Origin of the sequence: Streptomyces durbertensis (assembly GCF_014156695.1) — a bacterium.
Classification (GTDB): domain Bacteria; phylum Actinomycetota; class Actinomycetes; order Streptomycetales; family Streptomycetaceae; genus Streptomyces; species Streptomyces durbertensis.
Genome location: NZ_WMLF01000695.1, coordinates 1 through 1,780, shown reverse-complemented (window position 1 = coordinate 1,780; position 1,780 = coordinate 1). Strand labels below are relative to the sequence as shown.

Here is a 1,780-nt window from a genome sequence, read left to right as displayed (position 1 = left end):
GTCAACGCCCCGCACACATCCCGTCACCGCCCGCCGAAACCAACCAACCGCACCCACCCCTGCCGTCATCCAGAAGAAGCCGTCGATACTGGCGCGCCTCAGGGTCTCGCGCTGCCTCCGACCTGCTCCATGACGCGAAGAACATCCCCTCGCCACAGCGAGGCGCAGTTCGGACATCTCCGGACGAACCTGTGCCGGTTCAGCCTGTCCGCAAGATTGGGAACCAACGGAGTGCCACCCTCGACTACGAGCGCGCGAAAACGCGTCACGCACGTCTCGCAGCGGACCGGCACATCAGTGCCGACCACCGCCCCGGAGAACGTCTCCTCGCCGTATGTCCCATCGATAACCTTCTGGTCGACAGCTTCCAGATTCGTACCGTCGCTCCAATGCAAAAAGAACCTGATGCGCCGACCGCCAGGCAAGGGCATCAGAACACGTCGCAGATCAGCCGAGCGGGCCATGGACTGCTCCTCCTCAAGCCTGTGCCCAGCCAGCATGTCCTCGCACCCCAGAACTGCACTTCCCGAGTAATAGGCGACGGGCAGCAAACCCAAGATCACCTCATGCATACAGACCCCTCCCCGCGACTCCGACACTCCCGTTCGCCATCCACATACCGGAACCGATCAGTTTACAGAAACGATGCCTCAGTACAGAAGAATCGAAGCCGGAATCCGATCCGCAACTTTCATCCCGCGTGAACAACTGGCGCGCCCGGGCTGTGCTTTCTGTAATGGAACGTCCTTACCAACGGACACCTCTCACGGCGAGACCACAGAGCGCGCTACGCTTTTCTGTAGCGGAATGTTGTAACCATCGGACACCTTTCAGTTCAGTTCAGGAAGTTGAGCAGATGGAATTCCCTTCCGTTAAAGAAGTGCTAATCTCCCATGCCAGTCATTCAGTCCGCATCCGTCAGGTTCGCCGAATGCGCTGTGGGAGCTCACCATTACCCCACAGCTTATCCAGCATTGCGATCAGCTTGGGAAGGCTTCCCACTAGGCGCTGTCTATCCTCAGAGGGCAGGGCCTCAAGAGGGTCATTGAAGTCCAGATTTCCCATGTCTGGCCCGGTCCATCCCTTGATACCGCGACAGGCATGACACCATGAGTACGTCACGATATTACGCCTTCCACCGATATCGGATCTGAAGATGTAGGTCCGGACGGAGATTTCTTCGCAGGCGGGACAACGACACTCACTCACGTCTCCCGGTTCTTTGGATGCAAGAATCTCTTCGACCTGTTGAGAGCTGAATTGCCACATTTTTACCTACCTCGTGCGCCTCTTGAACATTTCCAGCATTGCTTGACCATACTGCTCGGCAGCGACTTCATTCCCTCCCCAGATATGGCCGTATCTACCCTCAGGGCGACTCTCTCTATCCACGAGCGAAGGAGTGCTCCCAAGCCTACGCAGGAAGCGATGATGATAGATCTCGTGGAAAATTGTAGCAACGGCCGTATCCATGTCACGCAAGCCAATTGCACTTATTTGGATCAGAGGTCTTCCGTTCGGTCCGGTATTCACTTCCCCGTTAGCGGCGAAGGGAGAATTCCCGTAAGCAAGCTCACCACTTCCGGTCCTAATCTCAGGAACATAAACTATGTCATAGTCCGAAACGCTCATTCCGGCCCTCCCCAAAGCCATTCGAAGCTGCTTGATGCTTACGGCAGGGCCGTTCTTACCACCCGGAGCGCTCTGCGGGTCATCCTCATTCTCGCAGGGTGATAGGCCGAGGGGGTCGGTGAGTGCGCCTGTCTCTTATACACATCTC

1 protein-coding gene is annotated in these 1,780 nt (G+C 56.9%); it reads right to left on the bottom strand.

The genetic code is table 11. The annotated features are described in order from the left end of the window. Positions 1 to 98: 98 nt before the first annotated feature. Complete coding sequence (locus GL263_RS25990) at positions 99 to 572, bottom strand: hypothetical protein (RefSeq protein WP_182858183.1); 474 nt, start codon at positions 570 to 572, stop codon at positions 99 to 101. Between the last annotated feature and the right edge of the window lie 1,208 nt (positions 573 to 1,780).